Genomic DNA, 23,183 nt, shown 5'->3' on the forward strand with positions numbered 1-23,183 from the left:
CGCCCTGTTCTTTCAAGACATGCCCTCCCGTCGCTCGTCGAACTCGAGCAGCAGGTCCTGCAGGGCCTCGGCGCGCTCGCCGGGCTCTTCCCACAGGCCGCGCTGGACGGCCTCGAGCAGCCGCTCGGCCATCTCCTCGAGTGCGGCGGCGTTGTGCTCGCGCAGGAAGCGCTGGTTGGCGTCGTCGAACACCAGGGCATCGCTCACCTGGGCGTACTGGTGGTCGGGCACCAGGTCGGTGGTGGCGTCATAGGCGAACAGATAGTCCACGGTGGCGGCCATCTCGAAGGCGCCCTTGTAGCCGTGCTCGCGCATGGCCTCGATCCACTTGGGATTGAGCACCCGGGAGCGCACCACCCGCGTGATCTCCTCCTGCAGGGTGCGGATGCGCGGCCGCGCCGGGTTGGCATGGTCGGCGTGGTAGACGGCCGGCGCCTCGCCGCCGAGTGCCCGGCCGGCGTTGGCCATGCCGCCCTGGAAGGCGTAGTAGGTGCTGGAGTCGAGGATGTCGTGCTCGCGGTTGTCCTGGTTGTGCAGCACCGCCTGCAGCCCCTCGAGCCGATGCGAGAAGGCGCGGCGCGCGGCGGCGCCGGACTCGGGGAACTGGCCGTAGGCGTAGGCGCCGGCCGCGACATAGGCCTCGGCCAACTCGTCGGCATCGTCCCAGGCACGCGTGTCGACCAGCCGATCCAGCCCGGTGCCGTACTCGCCGGGCCTGCTGCCGAACACGCGGTAGCCCGCCTCCTGCTCGGCCGCCTCGGGCGAGAGCCCGGCGGCCTCCAGCTCGCCGCGGCGCGCCTCGACCGCGGCACGGATGGTGTTGCTAGTGCCCGGCTCGTGGTAGTCGGCCACCGCCCGCACCGCGGCGTCGAACAGCTTGATGACGTGGGGGAAGGCGTCGCGGAAGAAGCCGGACACCCGCAGGGTGACGTCCACCCGCGGCCGGCCCAGCAGCATGCTGGGAATGACCTCCACGTCGACCACCCGCTGCGAGCCCAGCGACCAGATCGGCCGCACGCCCATCAGCGCCAGGGCCTGGGCGATGTCGTCGCCGCCGGTGCGCATGGTGGCGGTGCCCCAGATCGACAGCCCCAGCCGGCGCGGATAGTCGCCATGGTCCTGCAGGTAGCGCTCGACGAACGCCTGGGCCGAGGCCTCGCCCAGCGACCAGGCGGCGGGCGACGGCACGGCGCGATTGTCGACGCTGAAGAAGTTGCGTCCGGTGGGCAGCACGTCGAGCCGGCCGCGGCTGGGCGCCCCGCTCGGCCCCGGCGGCACGGCGAGGCCGTCGAGCCCGTCGATCAGCGCACCGATCTCGCGCTCGGCGCCGTGGCGCATGGCGGCCCAGAGGCCGTCGCGGGCGTGGCGACAGAGCGCCGCGGTGGCCGGCCAGTCGCGGGCCAGCGCCTCGAGGTCGCCGTCTTCCAGCACATGGCCTTCGATCAGCCGCTCGGCCAGCGCTTCCAGGCGCTCGCGGGTGTCGGCGGCGCTGCGCCAGGGGGCGTCATCCAGCTCGCTCAAGGCCGCCGGCCGCGGCCCCCGCCAGGGCTCGGCGCCGGCGGCCAGCGGATCGAACCGCGCGCCAGCTTCGCCCGTGACACCCGGCTCAAGCAGCCCAAGGTCGTCGGCCAGGGCGTGCAGCAGGCCCTGGCGTTCGGGGCCCTCGCCTCGCGGCAGCCGCAGGATGGCGACCAGGGTCGCGGCCCGCTTTTCCGCCGGCGGCAGGGTGCCGAGCACGTGCAGGCCGTGGCGGATCTGGGCTTCCTTGATATCGCAGAGGAAGGTGTCGAGCTCGTTCAGCAGACGCTCGTCGACGCCCTGACAGGCCTCATCCCCTTCGCTCGCCGACGGCTTCAGCTCGGCGTCGATGCCGGTGCGCTTCAGGTGTTCGAGGATGCGCTCGCGCAGCAGCGCCTCGCGGCGCGGGTCCATGCCCAGCGCCTGGTAGTACTCGTCGGTCAGCGACTCGAGCTCGGCCAGCTCGCCGTAAAGCTCGGCCCGGGCCAGCGGCGGCATCAGGTGGTCGATGATCACCGCCTGGCTGCGGCGCTTGGCCTGGGCGCCCTCGCCCGGGTCGTTGACGATGAAGGGATAGAAGTGCGGCAGCGGCCCCAGCGCCACGTCCGGCCAGCACTCGGCCGAGAGCGCCGTGCTCTTGCCGGGCAGCCACTCCAGGTTGCCGTGCTTGCCGACGTGGATCACCGCGTCCACCCGGTAGTGCTCGCGCAGCCACAGGTAGAAGGCCAGGTAGCTGTGGGGCGGCACCAGCTCGGTGTCGTGGTAGCTCTTGATCGGGTCTGAGTCCGGCCCCGTGTCGATGTCGCGAGCCGGCTGGATGCCGACGAAGGTCTCGCCGAGGCGGATGCCGGCGATCAGGAGCCTTCCCTGACGGTGCTTGGGGTCGTCCTCGGGGGCGCCCCAGCGCCGCCAGACCGCCTCCTGCAGCGCCTCCGGCAGGGTGCGGAACCAGGCCAGGTAGTCGTCGACGCCGAGGCTCTGCCAGCTGCCGCGCCAGGCAAGCGACTGCGGATCGTTGGTCACGCTGCCCTGCAGGCGCCGGATCAGCGCGTCGCCGTCCGCGGGCAGGTCCGCCAGCGGATAGCCGGCCTCCTCCAGCGCGCGCAGCAGGTTGACGGCGGACGCCGGGGTGTCGAGGCCGACGCCGTTGCCGATGCGGCCGTCCCGGGTCGGATAGTTGGCCAGCACCAGCGCCAGGCGCTTGTCGGCGTTGGCGGTGTGGCGCAGCCGCGCGTAGCGCCGGGCCAATGCGGCGACGAAGGCGGCGCGCTCGGGATGCGGCGCATGGCGGGTCACCGACAGCTGGCAGCGCTCGCTGTAGTGGGCCTCGGCCTTGAAGCCCACCGCCCGGGTGATGACGCGCCCGTCCATCTCCGGCAGCACCACCTGCATGGCCACGTCGCGGCTGTGCAGGCCGGCGGCCTTGTCGCGCCAGTCATCCTCGGGGCTGCTGGCCAGTATCGCCTGCAGCACCACCGGGCGGCCGGCGAACAGGCCCGCCGCGTCATCCTCGTCGTCACCGAACGCGCCGGCGTCGATACCGCCCTGGTCGGGCTCGCGGTTGACCGAGAAGCCGGTGGTGTTGACCACCAGGCCGGCGCCGGTGCGCTCGATCAGGTGATCGACGAAGGCGACGCAGGCGTCTTCCTTCAGCGAGGCCACCGCCACCGCCAGCGGCGCCAGGCCCTCGGCCTCGAGCGCCGCGATCAGGCCGTCCAGCACCGCGGTATTCGCCCCCTGCAGATGGCTGCGGTAGAACAGCAGCAGGCAGACGGGTCGCGCGGGATCGCGCTGCGCCTCCCAGTCCGAAAGCGACGCTTCCCGTCCGGCGCTCGGCGCGGTATCGGGCGCCTGAGAGAGCGCGGGGTCGGGCGCCTGAGAGAACGCGGATTCGGGCGCCCAGGAGAGCGCGGCTTCGGGCGCCCAGGAGAGCGCGGATTCGGGCGCCTGAGAGAGATAGACTAAAGCCGGGGGAATCGCCCGCGGTTCGCGCCAGTCGAGCGGCGCCGCGCTCTGTTCCAGGCCCAGATATTCCGCGCCGACGAAGCGCAGCAGCTGCTCGGCGTTGTCGGCGCCGCCCTCGCGCAGGTAGCGCCATACCCGACGGGCCGACTCGACCGGCACGCTGGAGGCCTCCAGCAGGGCCTCGTCGGGAGCGTCGCAGCCCGGCACCAGGATCAGCTGCCGCGTCGGGTCCGCCGCCGCCCAGGCCCGCAGGCGATCGACGCCGTACTGCCAGTAGGCGCTGCCGCCGAGCAGCGAGACGATCACCAGCCGCGCGTGCTCCAGCACCCGATCCTCGTAGAGGTCATAGGCGGCGGGCTTGACCAGGTTCATCCAGTTGGCGAGGCGCACCGAGGGATAGGCGTCGCCCAGCCGCTCGGCCGCCTGGGCCAGCGCCGACAGGCTGCTGTCGGCGGCCGACAGGATCACGACCTCGGCGGGCGTCTGCTGCAGGTCGACGATGCCCTCATCGTCGACGAAGCCTCCCGGCTTGGCGGCGAACAGGTGCATCAGGCGGGCGTCGCGCTCTCGGCACCGGCCAGCGCCGCCTCCAGCACCTCGCGATCCAGGTGCCGGCCGATGATGACCAGCTCGGTGTGACGCGGCTCGCCTGGCGCCCACAGCCGGTCGAAGTAGCCGTCCAGCCGCTCGCCCACGGCCTGGATGACCCGGCGCATGGGCTTGCCGGGAATCGCCGCGAAGCCCTTGGCGCGATAGATCTCGTGTTCTTTCAGCAGCGCGGCCAGGCGCGCCTCCAGCGCCTCGGCGTCGACCTCTCCCAGGCGGATCACCAGGCCGTCGAAGTGGTCGTGGGCGTGGTCGTGATGGGCGCCCTCGGCGTGGTGGCGGTCGTGGTGGTTGTCGATGCGGTCGATGCCCTCCTCGCTCGCGGCGCCGATGCCCATCAGGGCCTCCAGGCGGGCCGGATCGTCGGCCAGGCTCGGATCGATATAGAGCGTCTTCACGGACCCGGGGACCCTGTCGGCCACCAGCGCCTCGACCCGCGCGCGCTCGTCCTCGGCGAGCAGGTCGCTCTTGCTGACCAGCACCAGGTCGGCGGCGCTGAGCTGGTCGTCCAGCAGCTCGCGCAGGCTGGGATCGTGATCCAGGCTGTCGTCGGCGCGGCGCTGGGCCTCGACCCGCTCGACGTCGCTGGCGTAGCGGCCGGCGGCCACCGCCGGGCCGTCGACCACGGTGATGATGGCGTCGACGGTGCAGTGCTGACGCACCTCCGGCCAGTTGAAGGCCTGCACCAGCGGCTTGGGCAGCGCCAGGCCGCTGGTCTCGATCAGGATGTGGTCGATGTCGTCGCGGCGGGCCACCAGCTTCTTCATCACCGGCAGGAACTCTTCCTCCACCGTGCAGCAGATGCAGCCGTTGGCCAGCTCGAAGATGCTGCCGTCCTCGTCGAGCGCCTGGGCGCCGTCTTCCTCACAGCCGATGGCGCAGCCGCGCAGCAGGCTGGAGTCGATGTCCTGCTCGCCGAACTCGTTGACGATCACGGCGATGCGCTTGCCGGTGATGCGGCGCAGGATGCCGGCCAGCAGCGTGGTCTTGCCGCTGCCGAGGAAGCCGGTCACCACCGTGGCGGGAATCTTGTCGAGTTTCATGCGTGGCATTCCTTGGTCGAATCGTCAGCGTTCGCGGCCGCGCCGAACAGGCGGGCCACGGCGGCGGGGTTGTCGGGGAAGAACAGGTGCAGGTAGGACGCGGTCAGGCCTCGCGCGCGATAGATCGCCTCGCCCGGCGCGGGATGGCGCTGGCGGCGGCCGTGGGCGATGGGCTCGGGCGTGCCGCTGGCCTGGGAGCGGTGATGGGCATGGCCGCGCACCGGGCCCTCGGGCAGCTCGGCGGTCTGCATGCCCTGGCAGCCTCGGCGCCCGCGCATGGCACCGGCGCCGGGCAGCAGGCCCAGCATGGCGTGGGTCTCGCCGTCCTGATCGGTCAGGGTCTCCAGGCAGTAGAGCAGCCCGCCGCACTCGGCGAGGATCGGCAGATCGTCCTCGAAGGCTCGCCGGAGGTCGTTGCGCAGCGCGGCGTTGGCGGCCAGGCCTTCGGCGTGCAGCTCCGGGTAGCCGCCCGGCAGCCACAGGGCGTCGCAGGCCGGCAGGCTCGTATCGGCCAGTGGAGAAAAGACACGCAGTGTCGCGCCCATGCGTTCGAGCAGGTCCAGGTTGGCCTGGTAGACGAAGCTGAAGGCGGCGTCGCGCGCCACCGCAATGTTGCGGCCGGCGAGCCAGGCCGGCGGCGCGGAGGCATCAATGGGCGCGGGCATGAAGGCCACCGGCGGCAGCGCCAGCAGGGACTCGGCCAGGCCCTCGGCGGCGAGCGCCTCGGCGCCGGCGTCGAAGCGCGTCTCCAGGTCGTCGCGGATCTCCTCGGCCTGGACCAGCCCCAGGTGGCGCTCGGGCAGCGCCAGGGCCGGGTCGCGGGGCATCGCCGCCAGCAGCGGCACGCTCGCCGGCAGCGCGCCCTCGATCAGCTCGCGATGGCGGGCCGAGCCGCAGGCGTTGGCGATCAGCCCGGCGATGCGCACGTCGTCGCGGAAGCCGGCCAGGCCGGCCACCAGCGCCGCCGCGGTCTGGGCCATGCCCTTGACGTCCATCACGATCACCATCGGCAGGCCGAACAGCGCGGCCAGATCGGCGCTGGAGGGCTCGCCGTCGAACAGGCCCATGGCGCCTTCGACCAGGATCAGGTCGGCCTTACGGGCGGCCTCGAACAGCCGCTGGCGGCAGTAGGCCTCGCCGGCCATCCACAGGTCGAGCGGGTCCACCGGCTGGCCGGAGGCCTGGGCCAGCACCCGCGGGTCCAGGTAGTCCGGGCCGGTCTTGAACACCCGCACCACCTTGCCCTGGCGGCGCAGCATCCGCGCCAGCGCCGCGGTCACGGTGGTCTTGCCCTGGCCCGAGGCCGGCGCGGCGATGAACACCGCCGGGCAGCTGACGGCATCGTCGTGCTCGTGCATCGCGTTCGCTTCCTTGACGTTCATGTCGATGCCCCCGCCTTAAGGCCGGCCAGCGGCCGGTAATCGGCGCCCAGCGCCCGGGCGATGTCGCGGCCGCGGCCGCGCTTCACGGCGGCGGATTCGGTGTCGACGACCACGCAGTCGCCGAGCGGCGGCAGGCCGCCGAGCGGCTGGCGGGTGCGGCCGTCGGTGATCAGGTAGGTGCGCACCTGCAGGCCCGCGTCCTGGCGGCGCCAGCGGCGAACCAGCCGGGCGGCGTGGCGCACGGCCTCGCGCAGCGGCGTGCCGCCGCCGCCGGGCACGGCGTCGAGCCGTTCGAGCAGGTCCCTGGGCGCGCGGCGCTTGGGCTGGAGGGTCTCGATGCCGTCGTTGCCGAAGCCCAGCACCGCGATCTGCTCGCGGGCGGCGTAGGCCCGGCGCGCCAGGGCATCGACCGCGCCCTTGGCCCGGCCCAGCAGGCGCCGGCCGAGGGTCGAGGCGGAGGTGTCCAGCAGCACCAGGTGCAGCATCGGCTGGCCGGAGCGCGGGCGGCGATAGCACAGGCGGCGCCAGGGCCGACGGCCGCGATGTTCGACCAGGGTCGCGAACCAGTCCGGGCGCGGCGCGGGATCGCCAGGCTCGGCCTGGCGGCGATCCCGGCGGCGGCCAAGCTGGCGGCCGGGACGGCGGCTCGACGCGGCGAGCGACGACGGCGTCCCGCCGGCCTTGGGCGCGGGCGTCGACTCGGGCAGCGACGGCATCGGCGTGGTAACGCTCGACTGCGCCACCGGCGGCATGGCGCCCCACTGGCCCTGCGGCTGTGAATCGGCCCCGGGGGCCTGGGCGCCGTCGGAGGCCGGCTTGCGCGAATCGTCGCCGCTCGCCCCGCCGCGGCCCGAGTCGCTCTCGCCAGGCCCGTTCCCGCCTGAACCTGAGCCTGAGCCGGAGCCGCTGCCGTTGTCGTCGGCGGCGACGGTGCGGCGATGGGCCAGCACCCAGGGCTCGACGACGTCCAGGTCCTCACGCTCGACGCGCGCCGCGCCGCGCCAGGCCGCATGGGCCCGGGCGGCGCGGTGCCAGGTGACGTCGGCGCGCATTCCCTCGACCCCGGCGGCCTGGCTGCGCTCGGCGATGCGCTCGTAGGCGTCATCGTCGGCGACGATGTCGGGAAGGCGCTCGCGGGCCTCGGCCAGGCGCCGGGTCAGCGCCGCCTGCTCGGCCTCGTGGGCGTCGACGAAGGCGCGCGGGTCGCGGTCGAAGGCCTCGCGCTGGCGCAGGATCGCCACGCGCTCGGCCACGCCGGGGCTCGCCGCCTGTTCGACGCACAGGCCGAAGCGGTCGAGCAGCTGCGGGCGCAGCTCGCCTTCGTCGGGGTTCATGGTACCGATCAGGCTGAAGCGCGCCGGGTGGGCGTGGCTCAGGCCGTCACGCTCGACGCGGTTGACGCCGCTGGCGGCCACGTCGAGCAGCAGGTCGACCAGCGCATCCGGCAGCAGATTGACCTCGTCGACGTACAGCAAGCCACCGTGGGCGCGGGCCAGCAGGCCCTCCTGGAAGCGCGCCTCGCCGTCGGCGAGCACCCGCTGCAGGTCCAGGCTGCCGGTCAGGCGCTCCTCGCTGGCGCCCAGCGGCAGGGTCACCAGCGACGGCCGCCGGCCCTCGGCGTCGTGGGGCAGAATCTCCGCCAGCGCCCGAGCCAGGGTCGACTTGGCGCTGCCCTTGGGACCGCTGATCAACACGCCGCCGAGGCGCGGATCGACGACGCTGAGCAGCAGCGCGGTCTTGAGCGCCGGCTGGCCGACGACGGCGACGAAGGGAAATTCGGCAACGGCGGTCATGGCGTCACGGCCGGGATACGGCAGACGGACGCGGGACGCGCATCGCGGCGGAGGCTCCGCCGGGAGGGGGAATCGAAAAACACGGGCATGATGATCCTCTCGGTGCCCACCGCACCGGCATGGAATGACTCGACGCGACAGGCCGGTCTCCGGGCTCAGAAGGGGCACTCGCCGGGGCATGGCCGTGGGCGTCGTGCCGTGATCCGCACCTTCCCGGCATGTCGCCAGTGGTCGTCGCGGATCGCGCTTCATTACCGTTGCGGGGGCAGCGCTGGGATCGGCCGTGGCCTCACCAGACTTCCCGATTATCCCCTGGACCTCAGGGGCACCTGTCTTCGAACAAGTATCCTAATGGACCGGACCTGCCCCGCGCAATCGACCACGCACTCGCCCCGCGGCGGCGATCAAAGCCCTTGTCGAACAATTTTGTTATGTTATAACATAACTTATTATTTTCGCGTAAAAGCCTCCCGCACGCATCGTCGACCTCTCGTTGTTGCGGGCATGGACACGGGCGTCGATAGGAGTGGAAAACGCCTCGAAAGTCGTGGCAATCTCCCGTCGCCGGCAGCCTCTTTCCCTCCCCCACCTGGACACCGACGCATGACGCTCGCTCGCAGACTACTCGCAGTGCTCTCACTCATTACGGCGTCATCCGCCATGGCGGAGGCGACGCCTTATCCGCTGACGATGATGAATTGCGGCCGAGAAATTCACGTCGATGAGGCGCCGGATCGCACCGTCAGCGTCGGTCAGTCGGCGACCGAAATCCTCTATGCGCTGGGGCTCGACGATCGCGTCGTCGGCACCTCGGTCTGGTTCACGCCGGTGCTGCCGGAATTCCGCGAAGCCAATGCCGATATCGAGCGCATCGCCGACAATGACCCGAGCTTCGAAGCGGTCGTGAACAAGCGACCGGACCTTGTCGCGGCCCAGTACGAATGGCACGTCGGCCCCACCGGTAGCGTGGCGACCCGCGATCAGTTCCAGGATCTCGGCATCGACACCTACATCCTGCCCGCCGACTGCGATACCAAGGACAATGCCACCGGGGGAGACGGCACTCGTACCGCCGCCTTCTCCACCGGTTCGGTCTACAAGGGCATCCGGGAACTGGCCACCATTTTCGACGTAAATGATACCGGCGACGAGCTGATCGACGAGCTTAAAGAGCGCGAGGAAAAGGCCATCTCCCGTGCCGAATCGCTGTCGCTCCCCGACGATCTTTCGGCGGTCTTCTGGTTTTCCTCCCCCGACGGTTCATCGGATCCCTTTGTGGCCGGAAGGCTCGGCGCTCCCGGCTACATGATGGACAAGATCGGCATCAGAAATGTCATCCATTCCGACGAGGAATGGCCGACCGTGGGCTGGGAAACGATCGCCCGCGCCGACCCGGACCTCATCGTGATCGCGACCATGGATCGCCGCCGCTATGCGGCGGACAGCGTCGAGGCCAAGCGCGACTTCCTGCACCACGATCCCGTGGCGAGCCGGATGTCGGCGGTGAAAAACGGCCACATCATCGAGATGGATGCCCACGCCATGAGTGCGACGATGCGCACGATCCACGGCCTCGAGACGCTGGTGGATGCCCTGTCCAGGATGTCCTTCACGCGATGAGTGGCGCCGTTCGACTGTCGCGCCCCTCCATGGCCGGGGTGAGCGTCTCGCGCTCCGCCTGGCACTGGGGATGGCTGGCACCGCTGCTGCTGTTCGCCGCGGTGATGGCGGGCACCGCCATCGGCGAAACCGCGATTCCGCTCGACACCATCCTCAGGGTGCTGGCCAACCATCTCGGTGGCGCGGCCTTCGCGGTGGATCGCATCGATGCGGGCATCGTCTGGGAATACCGCCTGAGCCGCGCGGTCCTCGCCGCCTGCTGCGGCGCCGGTTTGGCGCTCGCCGGCGTGGTGCTGCAGGCGCTGCTGCGCAACCCCCTGGCCGACCCCTTCCTGATGGGCATCTCCGCCGGCGCCTCCACCGGCGCGGTGTCGGTGGCCATCCTCGGCCTCGGCGCCGGCACCCTGACGCTGTCGCTGGGCGCCTTCGCCGGCGCCGGCCTGGCCTTCGGCCTGGTGGTGGTGCTGGCCCATGCCGCCGGCAGCGGCACCGGCGGCGGCCGCGCGACCCAGGCCGCCGGCGCGATCATCCTCGCCGGCATCGCCGGCTCGCAGCTGTTCAACGCCCTCACCGCGCTGATCATCGCCAAGTCGGCCAGCGCCGAGCAGGCCCGCGGCATCATGTTCTGGCTGATGGGCAACCTCTCCGGCGTGCGCTGGGGCGACGTCGCCCTGGGGCTGCCCGCCGCCCTGGCGGGCCTGGCGATCTGCCTGTGGTACCGGCGCGCCCTGGACGCCTTCACCTTCGGCGCCGACAGCGCCGCCTCGCTGGGAATCCCCGTACGCCGGGTGCGCGGGGTGCTGATCGCCGCCATGGCGCTGGTCACCGCCGCCATGGTGTCGATGGTCGGCGCCATCGGCTTCGTCGGGCTGGTGATTCCCCATGCCATGCGTTTCCTGGTCGGCAGCCGCCACACCCGGCTGGTGCCCGCCTCGGCGCTGGCCGGGGCGGTCTTCCTGATCGGCGCCGACGTGCTCTCGCGCACCCTGGTGGCCGGCCAGGTGCTGCCGATCGGGGTGGTCACGGCGCTGATCGGCGCCCCGGCCTTCGCCCTGATCCTGATCCGCGGGGCGAGGACGCGATGAGGCTCTGCGCCGAACGCGTCGACTGGCGGGTCCACGGCCGCCGGCTGCTGGACGACGTCAGCCTGACGGTGGAACCGGGCGAGACCTTCGGCCTGGTCGGCCCGAACGGCTCGGGCAAGACCACCCTGCTGCGCGTGCTGGCCGGGCTGCGGCGGCCGAAGATCGGCCGCGCGCTGGCCGACGGCCGGCCGATGCACGCCATGAAACCCCACGAGATCGCCCGCGCCATCGCCTTCGTCGAGCAGCAGGCGGACACCCTCGACCGCCTCGGGGTGCGCGAGGCCGTGGCGCTGGGCCGCACGCCCTTCCTCTCGCCGCTGAGCCCCTGGACCGAGGAGGACGACGCCATCGTCGACCGGGCCCTGGCCGAGGTCGGCCTCGAGGCGATGGCCGAGCGCCTGTGGCACACCCTCTCCGGCGGCGAACGCCAGCGCGTGCACATCGCCCGCGCCCTGGCCCAGCGGCCTCGCGCCCTGCTGCTCGACGAGCCGACCAACCACCTGGACATCCGCCACCAGCTGTCGATCCTGCGCCTGGTGCGGCGGCTGCCGATCACCGTGGTGGTCGCCCTGCACGACCTCGACCAGGCCATGGACTGCGACCGCATCGGGGTGATGGACGGCGGCCGCCTCGTCGACATCGGCCCGCCCCGGGAGGTGCTGACCCTCGAGCGGCTCCGCCACACCTTCGGCGTGCACGCCGACTTCCTCGACGATCCCGAACAGGGTCGACCGGTGCTGCGCTTCCGCCGCGCCCTGTAGATCGCTACCCTGCCACCCCTCACGATGAGAGAGCCCGATATGCTCGACAAGAAAGCCAGCCGGCAGATGGAACGCCGCCTGACCCAGGCCCTGACCGACGCCTGCGAGACCGCCAAGCCGCTGCTGCCGGGCTTCGCCTGGCTGACCCACCTGGTGGACTACCGCCGCTTCCCCGACAGCCTGCGGGTGGTCTGGGTGTTCGAGACCCAGGACGACCTGGCCCGCGCGCTCAAGGGCGACGGCCGCCGCCGCATGCGTGAGCTCACCGAGGCCGCCCTGTTCGAGGCGGACGTGAACGTCCGCGACATCGACGCCCATCTGGACGCCGACAGCGAGGAGGAGTGCCGCCGCGTGCACGGCGGCGACTGGGAGCGGCGGCTGGCCGTGCTGGAGCGGCACTGATGGCCAAGCGCATCGAGAGCCCCTGCGTCTCGATCTGCCAGCTGAAGGGCGGGCTGTGCGTGGGCTGCGGCCGCACCACCGAGGAGATCACCCGCTGGCAGTCGATGAAGCGCCCGGAGCGCATGAAGACCAACCAGCTCGCGACGCAGCGGCTGAAGAAGCTGAACAAGGGCTGAGTCAGCGGGTCGGCACGAAGACCGGCGCCCCGTCGACCTCGACACACAGCAGTTTCTGGCGATAGAGGCGTTCGAGCGCCTCGACCGTCAGCATGGCCTGCGCCTCCCCCCAGCAGGCCTCGCCGTCGGGATAGAGCAGCAGCAGATGGCTGCACCAGCGCGCCGCCAGGTTGAGGTCGTGCAGGCACATCATCACGCCGTGGCCGCGGTCGGCCTGCTCGGCGAGCAGCGCCATCGCCGCCACCTGGTGATGCAGGTCGAGGTGATTGGTGGGCTCGTCGGCGAGCCAGACGTCCGGCGCCTGGGTCAGCACCGTGGCCAGGCTGACCCGCTGACGCTCGCCGCCGGAGAGCGTCGAAAGCTCGCGCTCGGCCAGGTGCGAGAGCTCGAGGCGCTCCAGCGCCGCCGCCGCGCGGGCGTGATCCTCGGGGCCTTCCTGGCGCCAGGGCGAGAGGAACGGATGGCGGCCGATCAGGGCGGTCTCGCGCACCGTGGCCGGAAAGTCGTCGTGGCGTTCCTGGAACACCACGCCCAGCCGCCGCGCCAGCGCGCGGCGCCGCCAGTGAGACAGCCCGCGCCCGTCGAGGCGCACCTCCCCCGCCCGCGGCGGCCGGAGCCCGGCCAGGGTATGCAGCAGCGTGGTCTTGCCGGCGCCGTTGGGGCCGAGCACGCCCCAGCGCTGGCCGGGCTCGATGGCGAGATCGAGCGCCCGACCGTCCGGCCGCCCCGGCACGTCGATCACCAGGCCCCTCGCTTCCAGTCCCAGCTCTTTCGGGCCCATTATCGCCGGCTCCGCTGCAGCAGGAAGAGGAAGGTCGGCACCCCGATCAGCGCGGTGATCACGCCCACCGGCAGCTGCTGCGGGGCGATCAGGGTGCGCGCCAGGGTATCGGCCAGGGTCAGCAGGGCGCCGCCGGCCAAGAGGCTCGCCGGCAGGATGCGCCGCTGGTCGTTGCCGAGCCGCAGACGCAGCATGTGCGGCACCATCAGGCCGACGAAGCCGACGCTGCCGGCGGTGGTCACCGCCACCGCGGTGACCAGGCTCGCCAGCAGGTAGAGGGCCCACTCCAGCGGCCGCACCGCCACGCCCAGCGCGGCGGCCTGCAGCCCGCCCCGGGCCAGCACGTTGAGCGTGCGGCCCAGCGGCAGCACCACGGCCAGCGCGGCCGCGGCCATCACCAGCACCGGCCAGGGGCTGCCGGCGTAGGCCAGGTCGCCCATCAGCCAGTAGAGCATGCCGGGCAGGCGCTCCACCGGGCTGACCGCCAGCAGGAAGCTGATCAGCGCGCCCCAGCCCGAGGCCATCACCACCCCGGTGAGCAGCAGCCGGGTCGGCGTCCAGCTGCCGCCGCCGTGGGCCAGGCCGAACACGATCAGCGTCGAGGCCAGCGCCCCGGCGAAGGCCGCGCCGCCCACCAGGGCGGCGCCGAGCCCGGCCAGCATGGCGGCGAGCGCCGCCACCGAGGCCCCGCCGGAGAGCCCCAGCACGTAGGGGTCGGCCAGCGGGTTGCGCAGCAGGATCTGCATCAGCGCCCCGGCCATGGCCAGCAGCGCGCCGGTGCCGAAGGCCGCCAGCGCCCGGGGCAGGCGCAGCTCCAGCACCAGGGTGCGATGCAGCGCCTCGCCGCCGCCGGTCAGCACCCGGACGAGCTCGTCCGGGCCGATCGCCACGCTGCCGAGGGACAGCGCCAGGCCCTGCGACAGCAGCGCGGCCAACGCCAGCCACACCAGCGGGTGGCGCCACCGTGGCGACAGGCCGGGCGACAGACCGCGCGCCCTAGCGCCGCTCACGGGCGGCCTCCAGGTGGGCGCACAGCGCCCGGGTGCCCTCGACCAGCCGCGGCGTGGCGCGCTGGACCAGGTCGGGGTCGACGAAGAACAGGTTGTCGCGGCGCACCGCGGCAAGCTCGGGAAAGTCGCGCCAGGCCTCGAGCCAGGTGGAATCGGCCTTGCCCATGCCGCCGGTGATGATCGCCTCGGGATCGCGGGCCAGCACGGCTTCGCGGCCGATGCGCGGCACCAGCGGGCCCTCGTCGGCGAACAGCGTCTCGCCGCCGCACAGCGCCAGCGCCCGGCTGATCCAGTGCTCGCCGCTGACGGTCATCAGCGGCTCGTCCCAGACCTGGTAGAAGACCGACACGGGCGCGGCGTCGGCGTATCGGCTGCGCAGCTCGGCCACCTCGCCGCGCAGCCTGTCGGCCGCGGCCCGGCCTCGCGCCTCGCTGCCGGCCAGCGCGCCGAGGCGCGCAAGGCTCGTGGCGATGGCGCCGAAGTCGCCGGCGTCGGAGAAATACACCGGCAGGCCGAGGGCGGCCAGGCGCTCGACCTGCTCCCGGGGATTGCCGCCGGCCCAGGCCACGATCAGGTCGGGGTCGAGGGCCAGCAGCGCCTCGAGGTCGAGGCGGTCGTAGCTGCCGACCCGGGGCAGCGCCTCGGCCGCGGCGGGATAGTCGCTGAAGCTCACCGCCCCCACCACCCGCTCGCCGGCGCCGGCGGCGAACAGGAGCTCGGTGACGCCGGGCGACAGCGCCACGATGCGGGTCGCCGGCGCGTCCAGGCAGACCTCGCGCTCGGCGTCATCGGTGACGCAGATCGGCTCATCGGCCCGAGCCTGGGCGTGCAACGTCCCGGCCGTCAGCCACAGCACGGCCATGGCGGCCAGCCGCCCCGGGTGTCGCCAGATCGTCATCGGCCGCCGAAGCTCACGCTGACAAAGGCCGCGCGGCCCGGGCTGTTGTAGCCACGAACGGTCTGATACTGCTTGTCGAGCAGGTTCTCCAGCGTCAGGCGCGTCGACCAGCCCGGGGCGAAGCTCCAGCCGGCGCGCAGGTCGAGGGTGGCGAAGCCGCCCAGGCGCTCGGTGTTGTCCGCATCGGCGTAGCGCTCGCCCTGGGCGATCAGCGAGCCGCCCAGGCTCCAGTCGCCCAGCGCGCGGTCGGCGTCGAAGCGCAGGCTGCGCGAGGCGCGATTCGGTAGACGCTTGCCGGTCTCGCGGTTCTCGGGATCGGTGTAGGTCAGGGCCGCGCGCAGCGTCCAGTCGTTGACCTCGGCGCCGGTGGCGAGCTCGACGCCGCGAATCCGTGCCCGCTCGACGTTCTCGGGCGTGTCCACGAAGCCGTCGCCGTCGGTGTCGATATTGGTGATCAGGTCATCGACCTCACTGCGGTATACCGCGAGATCCCAGAAGCCGCGGCCGAGCTGTCCCCTCAGCCCCAGCTCAAAGGTCTCCGAGGTCTCCGGATCCAGATCCGGATTGCCAACGAAATAGCCATCGTCCGGGTAGTAGAGGTCGTTGAAGGACGGCGCGCGGAAGGCGGTGCCGTAGCTGGCCCGCAGGGTATGGATCTCGTCGAGGGCGACCCCCAGCGCCAGGCTGCCGGTCGTCTCCTCCCCAAAGGCCTCGTTGTCGTCGTGGCGCAGCGAGGCCTGAACGCTCAGCGGCGAGAAGTCCAGCAGCGCCTGGCTGAAGACGGCGGTATTGTCGCGGCTGTCCTCGTCGAAGGCGGTGGTGGAGTCGACCTCGTCGCGGGAATACTCGGTGCCGGCGACCAGCTCGTGGGGGCCGAGGGCCAGGGTGTTTTCCCAGCGCGCAGTGCGAGTCTGAGTATCGAAGACGCTGCCATACAACGGCGTTTCCTGCTCGTCACGGGCCTCGCTGAGCGTCAGACGGGTGGACCAATTCTCGGTGACCGGCAGCTCGCCGTAGACGCCGGCCACCTGCTGGGCATAGTCGGTGTCGCCGGGCGTACCGTAGCCATCGAACTCGGTATTGCCGCGGGCCCGCAGCGCCAGCACGCCCAGCTCGGCGCCGCCGGCGAAGGTGTGCGAGAGGCGCATCAGGCCGGTGGTGTTGTCGTAGCCCTTGTCGCCCTCACCGTCGACGATCTCGTAGCCGTCGCTCTCCAGCCGGCTGGCGGCCACGTAGTAGCGGGTGCCGCCCTCGCGGCCGGACAGCGAGGCGCTGGCGCGGCGGGTATCGAAGCTGCCGCCGCCGAGCGTGATGCGCGGGGTCGGCTCGCCCTCGCCCTCGGGCGTGAACAGCTGGACCACGCCGCCCACGGCATCGGCGCCGTAGAGGCTGCCGCGGGGGCCACGCACGATCTCGATGCGCTCGAACAGGCGCGGCTCGAGGAACTGCCAGGCCGGGGCACCATCGGTGGCGGAGCGCAGCCGGATGCCGTCGATCAGCAGCGGCGTGGACTCCCTGCCGGTGCCGCGCAGGTAGACGCCGGTGTTCTTGCCGAAGCCGCCGTTGGAGGTCACGTCGACCCCGGGCTGGGCGCGCAGCGCATCGGTGATGTCGGTGGGGTCCTGACGGCGCAGCTGCGCCTGGTCGATCACGGTGACCGAGGCCAGGCTCTCGTCGGCGGTGCGCGGCGCCAGGGCGGCGGTCACCACCAGCGGATTGAGGGTCTCGGCGGCGGCGTCATCGGCGGCGGAAGCATGACCCTGCGCCTGGACGGCCAGCGGCAGCGCGGCCAGGGCAAAGGCCAGGCCGCGGGAGGGATGGGACTTGTTCATGGGAGTCCTTGCTCACCGTGCTCACCCGCACGGCGTCTCGGTTGTTATCGAGCCGCGAGACTGCTTTGCGCGTCGCGGCGTGGGCTCTCGGGCCGGTCTCCGGGCTGACGAGCGAGGCGCTTGAGCGCCTCCACACCGTCGCCTTCCCGTGCGTGGCACAGTGGCATATGGCGGTGCGTGACTCGATCACCGTTGCGGGGGCAGCGTCGGACTGGATCACCGACTTCCCGTTTACCCGGGCCTGTTTGGGCAGGCTTCCGGGTCACCCGAGAGTGCGGCGTAAGCTAGCAATCGCCTACCGGGGCGTCAACGCGGCATGGAGATGTTGGCACGAGGTGAGGGGCGCCGGGGACAGGTCGTAGAGGGGGTTTTTGCCATGGGTGAGGCGGATTCCGCCGAACGGGTTGGCCAGGATGGCCACCCCAGGCCCTGCAAGCGGTGCAGGATGCGAGAGCGCCGCAGGGCAAAAGTAGCGCCCAAGGATGGGTTCACAGCGCCCCGGAGGGCCGGCCCCGCTCGTAGACCTGTCGCCGGGAAGGCCCCGAGCGATGTCTCTGGGGCCGGAGCAAGGCCCTCACAATCTCCGCGCCAACCCATGACGCACGTACCAGACCGATTCGGCGCGGGCGGCGGCGTCCTGGGCCAGCCAACCGGCCAGGTCGCGCAGGCGTCGGTCCGCCGGGTCCATGGGTACGATGCCGCGGCCCATCTCGGGCAGGATCAGCACGACCTCCCCCCTCACCTCGCGCTCGGCGTCCCTCAGCGCGTCGAGCGCCGCGACCAGCCGCGCGCGCAGCCGGTCGTCATCGGGCTCCGTGACCAGCGCGCTTTCCAGCCAGCGCGTCCAGCCGGTCAGCACCCGCACCGTGCCCGGGCGCAGGTCATGTTCGCGGCCGTCGAGCCCCAGCTCGTCGATCCGAGTCCAGCCGGCGTCGGGGAAACGCGCCGCTACGAGATCGCGCTTGCCGGCGCAGGCACCGCCGATGAAGAGCTGCATGACCAGCCGTCCTCCTCGAGTGTGAACGTGAAACGCCGCCCCTGGGCCTGGCCGACCACGCCGTCCCAGAAATCCGCCGCCTCCAGGCGCCGGCGCAGCTCGCGGATGGCACCGCCGTGGCTGACCGCCAGCACCCGGCGATGGCCCGCCGTCCGCGCCTCGGCCATCACCTCCTCGAGCCAGGCCGAGAGCCGCGCCCACAGATCGTCGGCGGACTCGCCACCGGGCGTGGTCAGCCGGCCCTGGCTGTCGACCCAGGCGCGATACTCGGGATCGTCCTTGAGCTCGGCCCAGGTCCGCCCCTCGTAGTCGCCGAAGGCCAGTTCACGCAGCCGGGCATCGAGGCGCGGCGCAGGGTCGGCTCGCCCTTCGAGCACATGGGCCAGGGTCTGGCGGCAGCGGGTCAGGTCGCTGCAGTGCACGGCATCGAAGGCGACGTCGGCCAGCGCCTCGCGCAGCCGGTCGAGATCCGGCTCGGCCTCCGGCAGCAGCAGCGGGATATCGCGATGGCCCTGATAGCGGCGCTCACGGTTCCAGCTCGTCAGGCCATGACGCACGACGACGACGTCCACACGGCGCTCTTCATCTCTCATCGACGCTCTCCCTCTTCACAGGCCCGGCTCGTCAGGCCATGACGCACGACGACGACGCCCACACGGCGCTCTTCATCTCTCATCGACGCTCTCCCTCTTCACAGGCCCGGCTCGTCAGGCCATGACGAACGACCACCAGCTCCAGGCGATCAGCAGCAGCCATAGTTCTCCTCCCTCGATGGCGGCGCCGACGATGTCGCCGTTGATGCCGCCGAAGGCCCGGCGCACCGCCCGGCCGTAGATGATGACGAAGGCGGCCAGGCCGGCAAGCAGCCAGCCCAGACCGGGCACGAAAACGAGACACGCCAGCGCCGGCAGCGCGGCCAGCATCAGGTCGCGCCGGCCGAGGCTCTGCTGCCAGGCGTGGGCCAGGCCCTCGGCGCGGGCGGCGGGCTGGCTCACCAGCAGGCCGACCGCGGCCAGTCGCCCCAGCGCCACCACCGGTACCAGCCACCAGGGGCTCGCCCCGGCCGCCAGCAGCGCCCACAGCAGTGCCGCCTTCCAGGCCAGCTGGAAGACCAGCGCCAGCACGGCGAAGCTGCCGACCTGAGGGTCCTTCATGATCGCCCAGCGCTTCTCGAGCGGGGCATTGCTGCCGAGCGCATCGGCCAGGTCCATCAGGCCGTCGAGGTGCAGCCCGCCGGTCAGCGCCACCCACAGGCTGAGCAGCGAAAGCGCCAACAGCGGCAGGGGCAGCAGGCCCTCGAGCAGCGTGCCGACGACGGCCACGATCGCCCCCACCAGCGCGCCGACCAGCGGATAGGCCCGCGCCGCCCAGCGCCGGGTGGCCGGCGTCCAGGGGCAGGACAGCGTCACCGGCAGCCGGGTCAGGAACTGGATGGCCAAGAGCGCCCCGAAGCCCGCGTCCTTCATGAATCGTCTCCTTTCCAGTCGATGGCGCGGCCGGCCACCACCTCGATCACGCGGTCCGACGCCGCGGCCAGGTCGCGATGCAGGGCCTGCAGGAAGGCCAGGTAGCGCCACACCAGGGCATCGCGGGGCGCCAGATCCTCGTTGAGGTCGTTGGAGACCACCACCAGGGCGAGGTCGCGGCGGCGGGCCTCGTCGAGCCCCGCCGAGAGCATCGCCCGCCCCTCGGCCTCAGAGAGATCGGCCTCGAACATCACCCGGCTGGCCCACAGGGTCAGGCAGTCGAGCAGCACCGTGCTGCCCGGCGGCATCGCGGCGAGCGCCTCGCCGAAGGCCAGCGGCGGCTCCAGGGTCAGCCAGCCGTCGCCGCGCTCGCGGCGGTGGCGGGCGATGCGGGCGGCCATCTCGTCGTCGCCGGGCCGGGCGGTGGCGAGATAGTAACGCGCGCCGCCGCGGGCCGACTGCCAATCGCCGACCAGCGCCTCGGCCACACCGCTCTTGCCGGAGCGGGCCCCGCCGGAGACGAAGGCGATCATGGGCGCCGCCATGCCGCCAGGGCCTCGAGCAGCCGGGCATTGTCGTCGCGGCCGCGCAGCGCCAGGCGCAGCCAGGCGCCGTCGAGCCCGGGGAAGCCGTGGGTGTGGCGGGCCAGCAGCCCGCGCTCGAGCAGGAAGGCGAACAGCGCCCCCGCGTCCTCGGCGTCGTCTCCGCCGCGCAGCAGCAGGAAGTTGGCGTGGGTCTCCGGCACCGTGTAGCCCAGCGCGCGCACTCGCTCGGGAAGATCGCGCTCGGCGGCGAGCCAGGCCCGGGTGCGGGCCAGATAGTCACGGTCGTCGAGCAGCGGCGCCGTCAGCCCCAGGGCCAGGGCGTTGACGCTCCATGGCATCTGCAGCTCGGCCAGCCGCGCGACGGCCTCGGGGGCGCCGAGCAGGTAGCCGAGCCGGAGCCCCGGCACGTCGAACAGCTTGGTCAGCGAGCGCAGCAGCAGCAGGTGGCTCGAGCGCTCGAGCAGCGGCGTCAGCCGCTCCTCGGCCTCGGTGAAGTCGACGAAGGCCTCGTCCACCACCAGGGTGGTGCCGGTCTCGTCGGCCCGCGCCAGCAGCCGCTCGACGTCGGCGCGGGGGATCAGGGTGCCACTGGGGTTGTTGGGCCGGCACAGGAAGGCGATCTCGACGCCGGCCAGGGCGGCCTCGGCGGCGTCGAGATCGAGCCGGAACGCCGGCGTCTCCAGCGCCAGCCGCTCGACGGAAAGACCGTGCCGACCGCAGGCCAGGGCGTACTCGCAGAAGGTCGGCTCGATCACCAGGGCGCGGCCGCCGGCATGCCGCGCGGCGGCGAGATGGATCGCCTCGATGCCGCCGTTGGTGACCAGCACCCGCGCCGGCGCCACGCCGTCGTGGGCGGCGATGGCCCGGCGCGCCCGATCGTCGTCCGGGTCCGGATAGCGGGCCAGCGACGCGGCGCCGCCCGGCGACTCACTCATCCGATCGCTCAGCCAGTCGCCGAGCCAGGGCGGCGGCCCCAGCGGATTGAGGTTGGCGCTGAAGTCGATCACCGGGTGATCGGCGGGCAGGCCATGGCGCGCCAGCAGCGGCGCGATGCGCCCGCCGTGGGCCGGCCAGTCCGGCGCGTTTTCCGTTCTGACCGGTGCCGTCATGCCAGCCACTCCCGCAGCAGCACCAGCGGCGCCAGCAGCGCCAGCACGCCCAGCCAGCCGCCGTGCATGTGGCGGATCGCCCGCTCGATATGGGAAACCTTCAGCGGCTCCCGCGCCCGGCCGAGGACGGCGCGATGCGAGGGCCGACCCTCGTAGTGGTTGAGCCCGCCGAGCTGCACGCCCAGCAGGTGCGCCACCATGGCCTCGGGCCAGCCGGCGTTGGGGCTCGGGTGCCGCGGCGCCTCGCGGCGGGTGGCGGCCATGGCCCCCTGCGTGCGGCCGCCGACGACGAGCCGCGCGGCCAGCCACATGGCCAGGGCCGTGAGCCGCGCCGGCACCCAGTTGACGGCGTCGTCCAGGCGCGCCGAGGCGCGGCCGAAGTCCTCATAGCGCGGGCTGCGATAGCCGACCATGGAATCCAGCGTGTTGACCGCCTTGTAGGCCAGCGCCAGGGGCGCGCCGCCGATCAGCGCCCAGCACAGCGGGGCGGTGATGCCGTCCACGGTGTTCTCGGCCACGGTCTCCACCGCGCCGCGGGAAAGTCCCGCCTCGTCCAGCGTGTCGGTATCGCGGCCGACGATGCCGCCCAGCGCGCGGCGCGCCGCCGGCAGGTCGCCCTGCCCGAGCGGCTCGGCCACCGCCCGGGCCGCCTGGGCGAGCCCGCGGGTGGCGAAGGCCGTGGCCAGCAGCACGAGCTCGGCGGCGAGCGACAGCGCCGGCGACCACCAGGCCAGCACCGTCAGCAGGCCCCAGGCCAGCGCCCAGGTGCCGCCGACCACCACCGCCGCCAGCCATAGGCCGCGCCGACGGCGAGCCTCGGCGGGGCCATGGTTCCAGGCGCGCTCGAGCCTGGCGATCGCCCGGCCGATGCCCACCACCGGATGCGGCAGCCAGGCCGGGTCGCCCAGCACTAGGTCGATGGCCAGCGCCGCAGCGACCAGCGCCAGCAGCTCCCAGGACAGCGGGTCCAGCGTCATGCTCGGGGCCTCTCGCCTTTTCCTTCACGATCGTTGTGTTCTTCACGATCGCTTTCTTCCTCACGATCGTTGTGTTCTTCACGATCGTTGTGCTCGCTGCGGTCGTCGACGCCGGCGCCGTCGAAGGTGGCCATCTCGGCGAGCATCGCCGTGGCCGCTTCGAGCAGCGGGAAGGCCAGGGCCGCGCCGCTGCCCTCCCCCAGGCGCAGCTCCATGGCCAGCAGCGGCTCGGCGTCGAGCGCCGCCAGGGCATGGGCATGGCCGGGCTCGTGGGAGCGATGGCCGAAGATCAGGTAGGGGCGCAGCGCCGGGTCGAGCCGGCAGGCGGTCAGCGCGGCCACGGTGGCGATGAAGCCGTCGACGAGGATCGGCAGGCGCCTCGCCGCCGCTTCCCGGTAGGCCCCGACCATGGCGGCGATCTCGAGCCCGCCGAGCTTCGCCAGCACGTCCAGCGGATCGGCGGGATCGGCCGCACGCGCGGCAAGCGCGGCCTCGATCACCGCCCGCTTGTGGGCCAGCGCCTCGCCGGCTACGCCGGTGCCGGGGCCGACCAGTTCGGCGACGGGGACCCCGGTCAGCGCCGCCAGCATGGCGCTGCTGGCGGTGGTGTTGGCGATGCCCATCTCGCCGGCGATCAGGCAGCGGCAACCCGCCTCAGCGGCCCGCTCGGCGGCGCGACGACCGACGGCGATGGCGGACAGCGCCTCGTCTCGGCGCATGGCGTCCTCGCGGGCCAGATTGCCGGTGCCTGGGCGGATGCGCTCCCGGACCACGCCCTCGGCGGGCAGCGCATTGGCCACGCCCACGTCGACCACCTCGAGCCTCGCGCCGATGCGCCGCGCGAAGGCGTTGATGGCCGCCCCGCCGGCGACGAAATTGGCCACCATCTGGGCGGTCACGGCCTGGGGGAAGGCCGAGACGCCCTCCGCCGCCACGCCGTGGTCGGCGGCGAACACCACCACCCCGGGCGGGCCGACGCGGGGGAAGTCCTCGCCGGTGATCGCCGCCAGGCTCACCGCCAGGGCCTCGAGACGCCCCAGGCTACCCGGTGGCTTGGTCAGGGTGTCGAGATAGCGGGCAACGCGCCCGGCACGGGCGGTGTCGGGCGCGGGAATGGGCGGCATGGCATCGGTCACGGGGCGTCTCCGGGCGTCCTTGGCGAGGCGCCCATCCTACCAGAGGCCCCGGCAAGGCGGAGGCCCATCGGCCGCCGCCCG

The 23,183-nt window shown here is 72.6% G+C and carries 20 protein-coding genes and 2 riboswitches; of the genes, 5 read left to right on the top strand and 15 right to left on the bottom strand.

Annotation, left to right across the window (positions count from 1 at the left end; translation table 11 throughout):
- Window positions 1-12 precede the first annotated feature (12 nt).
- Genes cobN through FIU88_RS12415 form a run of 4 tightly spaced genes read right to left on the bottom strand, consistent with a single transcriptional unit; the run spans window position 13 to window position 8,307 of the window.
- Window positions 13-4,032 carry a cobaltochelatase subunit CobN gene (cobN, locus tag FIU88_RS12400; RefSeq protein WP_152479448.1) on the bottom strand — a complete coding sequence of 1,340 codons (4,020 nt, stop codon included), beginning with the start codon at window positions 4,030-4,032 and terminating at the stop codon, window positions 13-15.
- Window positions 4,032-5,132: a cobalamin biosynthesis protein CobW gene (gene cobW / locus FIU88_RS12405; protein WP_152479449.1), complete on the bottom strand. Its 1,101-nt coding sequence runs from the start codon at window positions 5,130-5,132 to the stop codon at window positions 4,032-4,034. The genes cobN and cobW overlap by 1 nt, the downstream gene beginning before the upstream one ends.
- On the bottom strand, window positions 5,129-6,490 hold the full coding sequence (locus tag FIU88_RS12410) for a cobyrinate a,c-diamide synthase (RefSeq protein ID WP_253742553.1): 1,362 nt from the start codon (window positions 6,488-6,490) through the stop codon (window positions 5,129-5,131). Before FIU88_RS12410 ends, cobW begins: the two co-directional genes overlap by 4 nt.
- A 20-nt stretch (window positions 6,491-6,510) precedes the next feature.
- The gene (locus tag FIU88_RS12415; protein WP_152479451.1) at window positions 6,511-8,307 is read right to left on the bottom strand and encodes an AAA family ATPase; all 1,797 of its coding nucleotides are present in this window, start codon (window positions 8,305-8,307) and stop codon (window positions 6,511-6,513) included.
- Window positions 8,308-8,429: 122 nt separating this feature from the next.
- Window positions 8,430-8,655, bottom strand: a riboswitch (cobalamin riboswitch).
- A 255-nt stretch (window positions 8,656-8,910) separates the two neighbouring features.
- On the opposite strand from FIU88_RS12415, the gene FIU88_RS12420 reads away from it, so the two are divergent.
- The 5 genes from FIU88_RS12420 to FIU88_RS12440 are packed head-to-tail and all read left to right on the top strand — an operon-like array spanning window position 8,911 to window position 12,351.
- Window positions 8,911-9,927 carry an ABC transporter substrate-binding protein gene (locus FIU88_RS12420; protein WP_152479452.1) on the top strand — a complete coding sequence of 339 codons (1,017 nt, stop codon included), beginning with the start codon at window positions 8,911-8,913 and terminating at the stop codon, window positions 9,925-9,927.
- Window positions 9,928-9,956: 29 nt separating this feature from the next.
- Entirely contained in the window at window positions 9,957-11,012 is a 1,056-nt protein-coding gene (locus FIU88_RS12425) for an iron ABC transporter permease (RefSeq protein WP_152480230.1), read from the top strand.
- On the top strand, window positions 11,009-11,773 hold the full coding sequence (locus FIU88_RS12430) for an ABC transporter ATP-binding protein (RefSeq protein ID WP_152479453.1): 765 nt from the start codon (window positions 11,009-11,011) through the stop codon (window positions 11,771-11,773). Before FIU88_RS12425 ends, FIU88_RS12430 begins: the two co-directional genes overlap by 4 nt.
- 39 nt (window positions 11,774-11,812) lie before the next feature.
- Entirely contained in the window at window positions 11,813-12,175 is a 363-nt protein-coding gene (locus FIU88_RS12435; RefSeq protein ID WP_152479454.1) for a hypothetical protein, read from the top strand.
- Window positions 12,175-12,351 carry a DUF1289 domain-containing protein gene (locus tag FIU88_RS12440; protein WP_152479455.1) on the top strand — a complete coding sequence of 59 codons (177 nt, stop codon included), beginning with the start codon at window positions 12,175-12,177 and terminating at the stop codon, window positions 12,349-12,351. The genes FIU88_RS12435 and FIU88_RS12440 overlap by 1 nt, the downstream gene beginning before the upstream one ends.
- Window position 12,352: 1 nt before the next feature.
- Here FIU88_RS12440 and FIU88_RS12445 read toward each other — a convergent pair whose 3' ends face one another.
- The 11 genes from FIU88_RS12445 to cobT form a co-directional block, all read right to left on the bottom strand.
- Window positions 12,353-13,132, bottom strand: coding sequence for an ABC transporter ATP-binding protein (locus FIU88_RS12445; protein WP_152479456.1), 780 nt, complete (start codon window positions 13,130-13,132; stop codon window positions 12,353-12,355).
- Window positions 13,132-14,142 carry an iron ABC transporter permease gene (locus tag FIU88_RS12450; RefSeq protein WP_016853835.1) on the bottom strand — a complete coding sequence of 337 codons (1,011 nt, stop codon included), beginning with the start codon at window positions 14,140-14,142 and terminating at the stop codon, window positions 13,132-13,134. The genes FIU88_RS12445 and FIU88_RS12450 overlap by 1 nt, the downstream gene beginning before the upstream one ends.
- A complete protein-coding gene (locus FIU88_RS12455) occupies window positions 14,129-15,040 on the bottom strand; it encodes a cobalamin-binding protein (protein ID WP_152479457.1) in 912 nt (303 codons plus the stop codon). The genes FIU88_RS12450 and FIU88_RS12455 overlap by 14 nt, the downstream gene beginning before the upstream one ends.
- Entirely contained in the window at window positions 15,037-16,872 is a 1,836-nt protein-coding gene (locus FIU88_RS12460) for a TonB-dependent receptor (RefSeq protein ID WP_152479458.1), read from the bottom strand. The genes FIU88_RS12455 and FIU88_RS12460 overlap by 4 nt, the downstream gene beginning before the upstream one ends.
- 72 nt (window positions 16,873-16,944) lie before the next feature.
- Window positions 16,945-17,157, bottom strand: a riboswitch (cobalamin riboswitch).
- A gap of 289 nt (window positions 17,158-17,446) precedes the next feature.
- Window positions 17,447-17,869, bottom strand: a complete 423-nt coding sequence (locus tag FIU88_RS12465) for a bifunctional adenosylcobinamide kinase/adenosylcobinamide-phosphate guanylyltransferase (protein ID WP_152479459.1) — start codon at window positions 17,867-17,869, stop codon at window positions 17,447-17,449.
- A complete protein-coding gene (locus FIU88_RS12470) occupies window positions 17,821-18,462 on the bottom strand; it encodes a histidine phosphatase family protein (protein WP_152479460.1) in 642 nt (213 codons plus the stop codon). Before FIU88_RS12470 ends, FIU88_RS12465 begins: the two co-directional genes overlap by 49 nt.
- 114 nt (window positions 18,463-18,576) lie before the next feature.
- A complete protein-coding gene (gene cobS / locus FIU88_RS12475; RefSeq protein ID WP_152479461.1) occupies window positions 18,577-19,335 on the bottom strand; it encodes an adenosylcobinamide-GDP ribazoletransferase in 759 nt (252 codons plus the stop codon).
- Window positions 19,332-19,868 carry a bifunctional adenosylcobinamide kinase/adenosylcobinamide-phosphate guanylyltransferase gene (locus FIU88_RS12480; protein ID WP_172977720.1) on the bottom strand — a complete coding sequence of 179 codons (537 nt, stop codon included), beginning with the start codon at window positions 19,866-19,868 and terminating at the stop codon, window positions 19,332-19,334. Before FIU88_RS12480 ends, cobS begins: the two co-directional genes overlap by 4 nt.
- Window positions 19,865-20,989 (bottom strand): threonine-phosphate decarboxylase CobD, encoded by a 1,125-nt coding sequence (cobD, locus tag FIU88_RS12485; protein WP_152479463.1) that lies wholly within the window; start codon window positions 20,987-20,989, stop codon window positions 19,865-19,867. Before cobD ends, FIU88_RS12480 begins: the two co-directional genes overlap by 4 nt.
- The gene (gene cbiB, locus FIU88_RS12490) at window positions 20,986-21,966 is read right to left on the bottom strand and encodes an adenosylcobinamide-phosphate synthase CbiB (protein ID WP_152479464.1); all 981 of its coding nucleotides are present in this window, start codon (window positions 21,964-21,966) and stop codon (window positions 20,986-20,988) included. The genes cobD and cbiB overlap by 4 nt, the downstream gene beginning before the upstream one ends.
- On the bottom strand, window positions 21,963-23,090 hold the full coding sequence (gene cobT / locus FIU88_RS12495; RefSeq protein ID WP_152480231.1) for a nicotinate-nucleotide--dimethylbenzimidazole phosphoribosyltransferase: 1,128 nt from the start codon (window positions 23,088-23,090) through the stop codon (window positions 21,963-21,965). Before cobT ends, cbiB begins: the two co-directional genes overlap by 4 nt.
- Window positions 23,091-23,183: the final 93 nt, after the last annotated feature.

The organism is Halomonas sp. THAF12 (assembly GCF_009363675.1).
Taxonomy (GTDB): domain Bacteria; phylum Pseudomonadota; class Gammaproteobacteria; order Pseudomonadales; family Halomonadaceae; genus Halomonas; species Halomonas smyrnensis.

Coding starts and splice junctions, on each gene's coding strand:
- FIU88_RS12440 (WP_152479455.1), top strand. CDS start 12,175: ATGGCCAAGCGCATCGAGAGCCCCTGCGTCTCGATCTGCCAGCTGAAG.
- FIU88_RS12415 (WP_152479451.1), bottom strand. CDS start 8,307: ATGACCGCCGTTGCCGAATTTCCCTTCGTCGCCGTCGTCGGCCAGCCG.
- FIU88_RS12465 (WP_152479459.1), bottom strand. CDS start 17,869: ATGCAGCTCTTCATCGGCGGTGCCTGCGCCGGCAAGCGCGATCTCGTA.
- cobD (WP_152479463.1), bottom strand. CDS start 20,989: ATGACGGCACCGGTCAGAACGGAAAACGCGCCGGACTGGCCGGCCCAC.
- FIU88_RS12460 (WP_152479458.1), bottom strand. CDS start 16,872: ATGAACAAGTCCCATCCCTCCCGCGGCCTGGCCTTTGCCCTGGCCGCG.
- FIU88_RS12455 (WP_152479457.1), bottom strand. CDS start 15,040: ATGACGATCTGGCGACACCCGGGGCGGCTGGCCGCCATGGCCGTGCTG.
- cobS (WP_152479461.1), bottom strand. CDS start 19,335: ATGAAGGACGCGGGCTTCGGGGCGCTCTTGGCCATCCAGTTCCTGACC.
- FIU88_RS12425 (WP_152480230.1), top strand. CDS start 9,957: ATGGCCGGGGTGAGCGTCTCGCGCTCCGCCTGGCACTGGGGATGGCTG.
- cobN (WP_152479448.1), bottom strand. CDS start 4,032: ATGCACCTGTTCGCCGCCAAGCCGGGAGGCTTCGTCGACGATGAGGGC.
- FIU88_RS12445 (WP_152479456.1), bottom strand. CDS start 13,132: ATGGGCCCGAAAGAGCTGGGACTGGAAGCGAGGGGCCTGGTGATCGAC.
- FIU88_RS12470 (WP_152479460.1), bottom strand. CDS start 18,462: ATGAGAGATGAAGAGCGCCGTGTGGACGTCGTCGTCGTGCGTCATGGC.
- cbiB (WP_152479464.1), bottom strand. CDS start 21,966: ATGACGCTGGACCCGCTGTCCTGGGAGCTGCTGGCGCTGGTCGCTGCG.
- cobW (WP_152479449.1), bottom strand. CDS start 5,132: ATGAAACTCGACAAGATTCCCGCCACGGTGGTGACCGGCTTCCTCGGC.
- cobT (WP_152480231.1), bottom strand. CDS start 23,090: ATGCCGCCCATTCCCGCGCCCGACACCGCCCGTGCCGGGCGCGTTGCC.
- FIU88_RS12410 (WP_253742553.1), bottom strand. CDS start 6,490: ATGCACGAGCACGACGATGCCGTCAGCTGCCCGGCGGTGTTCATCGCC.
- FIU88_RS12420 (WP_152479452.1), top strand. CDS start 8,911: ATGACGCTCGCTCGCAGACTACTCGCAGTGCTCTCACTCATTACGGCG.
- FIU88_RS12480 (WP_172977720.1), bottom strand. CDS start 19,868: ATGATCGCCTTCGTCTCCGGCGGGGCCCGCTCCGGCAAGAGCGGTGTG.
- FIU88_RS12430 (WP_152479453.1), top strand. CDS start 11,009: ATGAGGCTCTGCGCCGAACGCGTCGACTGGCGGGTCCACGGCCGCCGG.
- FIU88_RS12435 (WP_152479454.1), top strand. CDS start 11,813: ATGCTCGACAAGAAAGCCAGCCGGCAGATGGAACGCCGCCTGACCCAG.